At 52.0% G+C, this 8973-nt stretch carries 9 protein-coding genes; 6 read left to right on the top strand and 3 right to left on the bottom strand.

The annotated features are described in order from the left end of the window. Window positions 1-264 precede the first annotated feature (264 nt). The gene (locus AADEFJLK_RS22955) at window positions 265-1671 is read right to left on the bottom strand and encodes a type IV secretory system conjugative DNA transfer family protein (protein ID WP_103975945.1); all 1407 of its coding nucleotides are present in this window, start codon (window positions 1669-1671) and stop codon (window positions 265-267) included. A gap of 462 nt (window positions 1672-2133) precedes the next feature. On the opposite strand from AADEFJLK_RS22955, the gene AADEFJLK_RS22950 reads away from it, so the two are divergent. Continuing rightward, window positions 2134-2754, top strand: a complete 621-nt coding sequence (locus tag AADEFJLK_RS22950) for a plasmid mobilization protein (RefSeq protein WP_103975944.1) — start codon at window positions 2134-2136, stop codon at window positions 2752-2754. Continuing rightward, entirely contained in the window at window positions 2751-3596 is an 846-nt protein-coding gene (locus AADEFJLK_RS22945; RefSeq protein ID WP_103975943.1) for a relaxase/mobilization nuclease domain-containing protein, read from the top strand. The genes AADEFJLK_RS22950 and AADEFJLK_RS22945 overlap by 4 nt, the downstream gene beginning before the upstream one ends. A 173-nt stretch (window positions 3597-3769) precedes the next feature. Here the strand turns inward: AADEFJLK_RS22945 and AADEFJLK_RS22940 are convergent, their stop codons facing one another. Continuing rightward, entirely contained in the window at window positions 3770-4693 is a 924-nt protein-coding gene (locus AADEFJLK_RS22940; protein WP_170065237.1) for a replication initiation protein, read from the bottom strand. A gap of 407 nt (window positions 4694-5100) precedes the next feature. Between AADEFJLK_RS22940 and AADEFJLK_RS22935 the strand changes: the two genes are divergently transcribed. The 4 genes from AADEFJLK_RS22935 to AADEFJLK_RS22920 all read left to right on the top strand — a co-directional run bounded on the left by AADEFJLK_RS22935 (window position 5101) and on the right by AADEFJLK_RS22920 (window position 8195). Further along, window positions 5101-5430, top strand: coding sequence for a hypothetical protein (locus tag AADEFJLK_RS22935; protein WP_103975941.1), 330 nt, complete (start codon window positions 5101-5103; stop codon window positions 5428-5430). A 463-nt stretch (window positions 5431-5893) separates the two neighbouring features. After that, window positions 5894-6721 carry a DUF932 domain-containing protein gene (locus tag AADEFJLK_RS22930; protein ID WP_103975940.1) on the top strand — a complete coding sequence of 276 codons (828 nt, stop codon included), beginning with the start codon at window positions 5894-5896 and terminating at the stop codon, window positions 6719-6721. A gap of 92 nt (window positions 6722-6813) precedes the next feature. Beyond that, a complete protein-coding gene (locus AADEFJLK_RS22925) occupies window positions 6814-7632 on the top strand; it encodes a hypothetical protein (protein WP_103975939.1) in 819 nt (272 codons plus the stop codon). 56 nt (window positions 7633-7688) lie between these two features. After that, the gene (locus AADEFJLK_RS22920; RefSeq protein ID WP_249028122.1) at window positions 7689-8195 is read left to right on the top strand and encodes a siphovirus Gp157 family protein; all 507 of its coding nucleotides are present in this window, start codon (window positions 7689-7691) and stop codon (window positions 8193-8195) included. 127 nt (window positions 8196-8322) lie between these two features. Here the strand turns inward: AADEFJLK_RS22920 and AADEFJLK_RS22915 are convergent, their stop codons facing one another. Next, window positions 8323-8766 (bottom strand): Lcl C-terminal domain-containing protein, encoded by a 444-nt coding sequence (locus AADEFJLK_RS22915; RefSeq protein WP_103975937.1) that lies wholly within the window; start codon window positions 8764-8766, stop codon window positions 8323-8325. Window positions 8767-8973 lie beyond the last annotated feature (207 nt).

The raw sequence follows: 8973 nt of genomic DNA, 5'->3' as shown, positions 1-8973 counted from the left end.
CAGGATCGTCAAGGACGTTTACCGGGGCAAACATAAAAACTACTCCCTGACATGGAGCCTGGTGGCCGCACTGGTTAACCTGAGATATGGCAACATTTAGGAAAGATGTCTACTAAATCAGGCCTGAGATCGGATTGTCCAAAAAATGGCCAACCCAATTTACTGGGAGGGTACTGAACTGCTTTTCATACAACAACTGACTATAAAAGCTGCTAGTTTTCGCATCCTTGCAGGAAATTCGAGCCTCCCCATAATCCAGTACAATCAGAAAATATTTAACGGCATTTCTTCTTTGTGCATCGGATTCTTATCAGCCCTACTACAGAACGGATCATCTGTATCATATTGCAATTTTTTGCAGACTTTAGGTCTTGCTCGACCTGCATAAAACAAATACAAAATATCAGATGGAGAATCATAAATCTCAGTAACTGACAAACGATCATCCCAAACTGAACTGGTATTGGAACTGTAACTTTCACTTAATGTAACCCATCCTCCCGTGTCATTCTGACTACGGCTATTGGAAATAGTGGTTTTATCCCTTTCATATTGCCCTGCCCGACGGCTAAAATATTCCGCCGTCGTGGCATCGTTAACGTTTGACACAGTCACTACGGACGAATTGGCGATAAACGTCTCCCAATTTTTTGGGTACAGATTTTGTAACTGGGTCAGGTTCTGCACGAACGACCAAAGGGTCACGCCATGCCCCGCAATCAAGCCATACCCATTTTCGATAATGTTCAACGCCCCAAGGTTGGCGAACTCATCCAACATCACCAAGACCTGGTGCTTCCCTTTCTCGGACTCCATAAACTGCGACATCGCCACCAGCAAGACCATCCGCAAATAACGCGCTTGGGTAAGCAAATATTTCGACGGCAAAATTAAGTACACCGAAATTTTACGATTTTTCATTTGCCGAAAGTTAAACGGCTCACCTTCCAAAGCCGAACAAATCACATTGCTCTTAAAAATGCGGGTTTGGGTTTCGGCGGTGGCGATGATGGAATTCACCTCATTGTTATTTCCCGAATAACGCCCCACACTTTCAGAGACTAAAGGGTTTGAATTGCCTTTTGCCTTATTGAGGACTTTTTTTAACTCGTTAAAGCCGCCCGCCAAAATGGTATGTAAGCGGCGAAAGGTACGCTGATCCTTTTCGGTAGGCTCTGTTATCAAATACATGATCAAAAACGCCACCAGCCCCCGCCCTGCATCAGTCCAATGCGAATCCCCGCCCGTATCATAAATCAAGGCTTCCGCAATAATGGCGACATCGTCAGTAAAACTGGGGCTGTCCGGGTTTAAATTAGCCAGCGGGTTAAAGCCTTGGAACTCTCTAAAACCACGTTCTGCAAACTCGTCGGCAAAAATCTTATAAGGGTTAAAAATAAAAATTTCATGCCCTTGGTTTTTCCTATAAGAAGCTGACACCAAGGCGTTCTCACCCTTTGGGTCAATCACAAAAACCGAGTGGTCAGACAGGTTCAACAAATTTGGCAAAATCAATCCCCGCCCTTTTCCCGTGCGGGTAGGGGCGATACTCAACAAATGCTTATCTGTCTTACTAGAATGATAATTCCTTGAGTTTATACTGTAGGTTTTGCCTAAATAGTAGACATTATTTAAAACCAATTTCCAAAGTTCACATGGATAAGATAGCATGGGTATTAAAAATTAATAGCTTATGTTACACAGAGCCACTAGATATGGCGATGAATTTCGGTATCGAAACACTATATCTTGTGGAAAAAATGGACAACTGCGTAACATCAGTTAATAGAAAGAATGGAAGGCATGACGTTTGCCTAACCTAAATGAATTTATGAGCTTACTCTGCCATTATCCCATCTATCCGAAAGCTTTAAAAATAATAGCCAGCAAATCCCGAAAGCCATTGCCAACAAACCGCCACATCTGCTATCCTTACCCTGTTAAATATGTAACGCAAGCCATGTGTGTAGGCCTATTATAGTAACACAACCAGAAAAGAGAGCATTAAAATAACCCTCCCGTTTATCATCCACCCCAACGGATTATAAGGAGAGAGAGGCATTTAAAACTCCTCCCGATAGCGTTTACCAGCCAGACACGCCACCAAGTCACCCACCCAAAAAGCAAAAAAATATGACCGCCGCCCCCAAACGCCGCAAGCCCCAAGGCATCCCCCCCAGCGAAGTCCGAGCCGAAATCACCCGGCTGTACCAGACCGCCGCCAACGGAACCGAGTTGGCCGCCGCCCTGACAGCTTGCCATTATGCCCTGACCAGATCGACCCGCCGCGCCATCTTGGTCACCGACCCGCAAGGGGGCGAACATAATCTCCTGTCACGCATAGCCATCCCCCGCGAAGAAGCCCTGAGCAAACTGGCCGACCTCAACCCCGACAGCCTGCCCCTAAAAAAAAGCCGCGAGCGCGAAGCCGCCGTCAAATGCTTCCTGACCCCTGCGGAAAAATCCGAACTGATAAGCCGCGCCGACCAAGCCGAACTCAGCCTATCCGGCTATATCCGCGCCCTCATTTTCGCCAACGCCGCCCAGCAGCCAAAAGCCTCACGGCGACCCATGACCGACAAACAAGAACTGGTGAAGCTGCGCCAAGAATTACGGACAATAGGCGGCCATCTAAGCGAACTCGCCGCCATACAGCACCCAATCGGCGGTTTTGACAATAAAACCTTTGCCGAACTCTGTTCAGCCCACGAAAACGCCCTAAAAGCGATCCTGTCCGCCCTCAGCAAACCATGATCATCAAAGGCAAAACCAGCACAGGACGCGGCCTAGGAGCATACCTCCTGCAAGACAAAAACGACCGCGCCGAAGTCTGGGGCATACGCGGCGACATCCCCCGCGACCTAAAAGACACCCTCGACGATTGGCGGAGCGACAGCCTGGGGACAAGCTGCACAAAACCCCTGTACCACGTCCAACTAAACCCCGACCGCACCCTCAGCCGTGACGAATGGGGGCAGGCCATCGCCATTTTTGAAAAGGCAATGGGTTTTGAAAAACAACCCCGCGCCATCGTCCTGCACGAATACAAAGGCCGGGAGCATCTGCACCTGGTCTATTCCCGCATTGACGGCCAAGGAAAAGCCCTATCCGACTCATGGAACTATGCCATCCACGAAAAAGCCGCGCGGGAGATTGAACACGCACTAGGCATGGAACAAACCCAAGGCGCATTTATCGGACGGGAAGGTGGGCGACCGGAACGCAGCCCAGACCACGCGGCCATACAACAGGGCGAGCGGACGGAAAAAGACCCGCGCGAAATCAAGGCGGAAGTGTCCGCGCTCTACCAAAGCGCGGCGGGAGACGGCGCGGCCTTTATTGCCGCCCTGGAAAACGAAGGCTACACACTCGCCAAAGGCATCAGCCGTTGCTATGTCATCGTTGACGACATCGGCGGCATCCACAACCTAACCAGAGCCGCCGGGGCAAAAGCCACCGAGTTGCGCGAGACCTTAAGCTCATATCCCCTACAGGATTTGCCGGAAGCCAAAACCATCCAACGCGAAAGGCTGGAACAGGCGAAATTCAGGGACATGGACAGCGGGCGTCGCCTCTGCTTGAGTAGGGGACGCTGAGGTTAAGGGAATAGGTTAAAAGGGTGTCGGGTGTTTATCAGTTGATACAGCCAAAGCCATCAAACGCAGTGGAAGGTCATCCTGTGCAGCAAAAAATGGTAGCCAGACACATTTTGCCACTCAAAATCGTAGAACTTTAGAGCCTTTTGTTGATTAACGGCGGTTGCTTCGGCTTACAGATTAGCCAGATCCTTCTCAATAGCAACCACAATGAGAATGGCCGGATTTTTCACTTTCTCTTTCATGATCTCCTGCTTTGCTTCGACATAGGCAATCGCTTGGTCAATCCTTACCCCGTCAAAGTTTTCCGCTAACCGGACGGCCTCCGCGTCTGCCACCCCCCTATCAACCAACCGCCTAACCGTGGGATTTTCGGACGCTTGGTTTTGTTGCGGTGTCACGACCGTTTCAGAAACGCCGCCAGCGGCTGTTGCGGACATTTCGCCATTAGGGGTAATTGTAAATTTAATACACCCCAACGCCTTACCCCGTCCCTGTTCGGCAAACTCAAAACGTATGTCGGCTTTTTCCCGCAATTCCGCCTGGGCAACCTTAATGACCCACCGCCTAAAATCCCTGTGCTGCCGATGCACCCCCTCAGCAACCTGTAAAGCCTCTCTAAGGTCAAGCACCGAAAACGAGCGTTTGCCTAATGGTTCATAGGGTTTCAGTAACCGATAGAGCCGAATCGAATAGATATGCTTCAACTGGATGATGGGGAATGGCAGTTGTCCTTTCAGCTCCAACAGCCACGGCTTTAACTCAGGGTCAAAGCGTAACAGCACAAGCCCTTTTTCCGGTTGATACCGCGAAGACGATAGCCATCTGGCTTGGACTTTATTATCCCCGTCCTCAAGCTTGATCTGGGCATCCATCAGCCCATCAATGGCCTTGTTGATCGTTGCGCTATCAACCCCGCCGTCATGCCCCATGCTATCCGTGAAATCCGCAACGGGGACAGGGTATTGCTTAAAGTCCCCGTCATCAGGTTCAACCATCGCAACAAGCCGTCCGACAAGCCGTTGTTCAATGGCCGATAGCTTGTATCTGGATTCAGTTAATGGGTTATGACGGACAGCCACGTTTTTTTCAGCCATTGGGAAATTTTCATCATTGCCGTTATTGATAGGTAATCCCAGTATGGAGCCAACCATCAACAACATCAAGAGAGGGTTTTATATTATCTCTCCATTATCCTTAGCCCCTCTTAATAGGAGCGTTTTCAGTCAAAACGAGAGTGTTTTTAAAATTATCTCTTATTTTCCTATTTTGCCTTTTAGATACCCTGTTTTTATAAAAAAGAGAGATTATTTAATTAACTCTCTTTATTGTAAAGCAATATAAAAACAAACGGTTAAAAACGTATAAGGAAATACTTTTAAGGCTTGGCCGTTGATGTGAAAAACCCAAAATTCAAATATTTTTCATACCTATATTATCCCGGTGCTGTTCATCCGAACGGCGTTGACAGTCTGATTTTTTCCATCACACAGGGGTATCCAATATGACAACAATCTGTCCAAATTGCCAATCCGAACGGGTCGTCACCAAAGATGTCGGCAAAAAGACGGGCGGGGTGCTGGGCATGGTCGGCGGTGCTGCCGCCGGTTCGGCAAGTTCGTTAGGCGGGGCGGAGCTGGGGGCGACGATAGGTATGATTGTAGGCCCTGCCGGAGCCGTTATCGGTGGATTGGCCGGGGCTTTTTTCGGGGCACTGGTGGGCGGCTCTGCCGGGTGCGTGGCAGGTTCAAAACTGGGCGGGGTGGTCGATGACAAGGTTTTGGATAACTGCCAATGCCTGGCTTGCGGCTACTCGTTCAGCGCAGACGAATAAGGCTTATCCCACACCACGCAACACAATACGGGGTTAACCCCAACACGATACAACACCTTCACCTCCTTTTGCCGTTAGACACTGACCGCACCGTCCCCGCTATTGGGGGGCGGTGCGGTTTTTTTGTTTGGGGCAAGGGGAAGCCACTTTAGGCGGTCTGTTTGGTGGCTCTAAATATGAAAAAACCGCAAAGCTTGCGCGTTCGCCTTTCATACGGTCAGGTTGCCTGCGGTTCCGGCGTAATCAATCCCTGCGTGCCGTTTTCTGATTTCCGGCAACGGGCAAGTGTCTTATCGGCTTAAAGGGTCGCCACCTTTAAGCCACCCCAACTACTTATCCGGCCACGACCCGTCTGCGCCGACCTGGGCATTAACGCCCCGCGCTTACGGCATCTTCCGGCTTACTTATTTTCTTTTAATCCCCCCTGTGCTTATCGGCACGGGGCTACAACGGAGTCTTTATCATGGCAACTTTAGCCGCTTCTTTCAAAAACATTTCCGGTCTGGTACGTTCCGACCGCCCTTTGAGCAATGAGCAAATCTTTCAAGCCGCACCGTCGGTGTTCGCCGATGCGCCGCACGGTTCGCGTTCGGCACGTTATGCCTACATCCCCACCCGCGAGGTGGTGGACGGCTTGCGGAGCGAGGGTTTTATGCCGTTCATGGCCTGTCAAGCCCGCTCGCGCATTGAGGGCAAGACCGAGTTCACCAAGCACATGCTGCGTTTCCGTTATGAGAACAGCATCAGCGGGGATACTGCCAACGAGATTATTCTGGTCAACTCCCATGACGGCACATCGAGCTACCAGATGCTGGCGGGCTGTTTCCGCTTCGTCTGCCATAACGGGCTGATCTGCGGCGAGACCGTCGAGGATCTGCGGGTCAGGCATTCGGGCGATGTCCTTACCAACGTCATCGAAGGGGCTTACCGGATCGTCGGCGAGTTCGAACAGGTCGATTCGGCCAAGGAACTGATGCGGGGCATTGCGCTGAGCCAAGGGCAACAGAACGCCTTTGCCAACGCCGCCCTGCAATTGCGTTACGACCCCGAAGAGAACGTCCCCATCTTGCCGCACCAGCTCAACCAGCCACGGCGTACCGACGATAGGGGCAACGACCTGTGGCGCACCTTCAACCGCATCCAAGAAAACGTCATCCAAGGCGGCTTGCAAGGCCTCAACCGCAACGGCGGCAAAGTCACCACCCGCAAAGTCACCGGGCTGGGCGAGACCGTCCGGCTGAACCGCGCCCTGTGGACGCTGGCCGAAGAGATGGCGAAACTGGCCGCCTGAGCAGGCCGCACCCAAGCCCCATTGGCGTTTGACATTCCCAACCCCCGCCACCGATACGGGCGGCGGGGGCAACTTTTTTAGGAGCCAACAACATGTCAGCAACACAACAAGCCATCAAGCAAACACTACAGGACGGGCAAGACACCCAAGCCCTCACGGTCATCCCCGCCAGCACCTCTGCCGTGTCCTTAGGGACGCTACACGCCGCCAACGCCGCCGCCTTGGTCGCCGGGGCTGCGGAACTGGCCGGACAGTTGGCCTGCGTCATCGACAAACAGCACTTGGCCACCACCATCAAAGGCAAGCGGTTCGTTAACGTCGAAGGCTGGACGACACTGGCGACCATGCTGGGCGTGACCGCGCGTGAAGTGGCCACCGTCGAGTCCGAGGGCATCTACACCGCGATTGTGGAACTGGTGCGGATGTCGGACGGGGCGTGTGTCAGCCGCGCCAGTGCCGAATGCGGCTCACCCGACGAACTGGACAAATACGGCAAACCCGTCTGGTCAACCCGCCCGCGTTATGCCCGGCGGTCGATGGCGCAGACCCGCGCGACGGGCAAAGCCTGCCGCTTGGCGTTCAGCTGGATCATGAGCTTGGCGGGTTACGAAGTCACCCCCGCCGAAGAAATGACCCCGCTGGTCGAGTCCGGGCAAATGCAGGAACCGCCGCCGCCGTTGCGGATCAGCCCCAGCCAGCTCAAATTGCTGGAGGCGCAAATCCGCGATTACGGCCTTGATCGTGGCCGCGTCGAAGCGTCGGTGAAAGCCGCCTGGAAAATCGCCCTGTTGTCCGAACTGTCGCTGCCGCAGTTTGAAAAGCTGTTGGTGCAACTGGAGAAATGGGCGAACAAAGAATACGCCAAAGCCCAAGCCGCCAGCGCGTTGTGCCGCGACGTGGCCGACTTTTGACGCAAACAAAACGTAAGCAGTAAGCAACACCTAACCGAAACAACAGGAGAACCATAATGGGCGTATCTTTATACCAACTGAGTGGCCACTACATAGAGGCTTTAGACTTTCTGACCGACCCCGAAACGGACGTGCCGATGCAAGCCGTCAACGACACCCTGGAAGGCCTGGGCGGCGAACTGGAGGACAAAGCGGTCAATGTCGCCAAATTCCTGAGAAATATGGAGGCTACCGCCATAGCCATCAAGGCCGCAGAAGAATCGATGGCGAAACGCCGGAAAGCCTTCGAGGCGCGGGTCAACTGGCTCAAGGGCTATATTAAGGCCAACATGGAAGCGACGGGCATCAGCGTCATCGAATGCCCGTACTTCAAACTGTCCGTCGCCAAGAACCCCGCCGCCTTGGACGTGTTCGACGAGGCGGCGATACCCGCCGAATACAAAAGCATTGAGACCGTGACCGTCGAGCATATCGACAAAGTAGCCATCAAGGCCGCATTGGCCAAAGGCAAGGCCATACCGGGCGCACGGATCACCAACGGCACACGGCTGTCGATACGCTAGGCTAACACGGAAAAAACGCAGGGAGGCGTTTTTTTTTCGTTGCTATAGAGTCTGACGTTATTGAAGACAGATTGGTCTGTTATTGCTTCATTAACGGCGGCATCTATATTTTGTTACACGGAAAAAACTAAAAAGCCCTCACGGCACGAACATAGAGGAAATTAGCTATAGGAGTAGCATTTCCGCCCGCACCGCCGCCCGAACCATGATCACCAAAATACCCCTCCCACGCCCAGTCGCTATACCCAACTGCAAGTGTGCCCCAGTAATAGGCTGGTGCAAAGCCTCCGATATTAGTCAACGGCGCAGCTGCACCATAGCCGATATTTTTGTACATCAGGCCTAGTCCTGCTTGTGAGGGCAACAACCAGTCATCATAGCCATTCAGCACTAAATTAGAGACAAGATTGGAAGCATCAGACCATGCTAGGTAAGTACCTTGATCCGCAGGTGATGCCACAAGGCCGTGTTCGCCAGTGCCATCAATATAGAAAACAATCCCGCCTTGATATGTTTTACCAATGACTATAGTTTGATTTTCAAAACGAACCAATACTGACAGATTTAGCATATCCGCCGCACTCAAATTATTGGCGACAGCAGTAACATAACCTTTACCTTTGATAAAATCCCATTGTGTGGCGGCATCATTTAAGTGGACCCCATTGTCCAGACAATATTTAGCCTAGTTTAAGATAGTGTCATTGCCATTGCAGCGGATTGGCGCTGCCCCGTTTCTCCGTTTGAAACATTTCGTTTGTCGCTAAAATGGTCTGCT

This window comes from Methylovulum psychrotolerans, assembly GCF_002923755.1.
GTDB classification, from domain to species: Bacteria; Pseudomonadota; Gammaproteobacteria; order Methylococcales; family Methylomonadaceae; genus Methylovulum; species Methylovulum psychrotolerans.
This window is presented reverse-complemented; position numbering and strand designations above follow the sequence as displayed.

What these genes read in the sequence shown, in the direction of transcription:
- AADEFJLK_RS22950 (WP_103975944.1), top strand. Translation starts at nt 2,134, where the DNA reads ATGACCGCCGCCCCCAAACGCCGCAAGCCCCAAGGCATCCCCCCCAGC.
- AADEFJLK_RS22930 (WP_103975940.1), top strand. Translation starts at nt 5,894, where the DNA reads ATGGCAACTTTAGCCGCTTCTTTCAAAAACATTTCCGGTCTGGTACGT.
- AADEFJLK_RS22955 (WP_103975945.1), bottom strand. Translation starts at nt 1,671, where the DNA reads ATGCTATCTTATCCATGTGAACTTTGGAAATTGGTTTTAAATAATGTC.
- AADEFJLK_RS22925 (WP_103975939.1), top strand. Translation starts at nt 6,814, where the DNA reads ATGTCAGCAACACAACAAGCCATCAAGCAAACACTACAGGACGGGCAA.
- AADEFJLK_RS22945 (WP_103975943.1), top strand. Translation starts at nt 2,751, where the DNA reads ATGATCATCAAAGGCAAAACCAGCACAGGACGCGGCCTAGGAGCATAC.
- AADEFJLK_RS22915 (WP_103975937.1), bottom strand. Translation starts at nt 8,766, where the DNA reads ATGCTAAATCTGTCAGTATTGGTTCGTTTTGAAAATCAAACTATAGTC.
- AADEFJLK_RS22935 (WP_103975941.1), top strand. Translation starts at nt 5,101, where the DNA reads ATGACAACAATCTGTCCAAATTGCCAATCCGAACGGGTCGTCACCAAA.
- AADEFJLK_RS22920 (WP_249028122.1), top strand. Translation starts at nt 7,689, where the DNA reads ATGGGCGTATCTTTATACCAACTGAGTGGCCACTACATAGAGGCTTTA.
- AADEFJLK_RS22940 (WP_170065237.1), bottom strand. Translation starts at nt 4,693, where the DNA reads ATGGCTGAAAAAAACGTGGCTGTCCGTCATAACCCATTAACTGAATCC.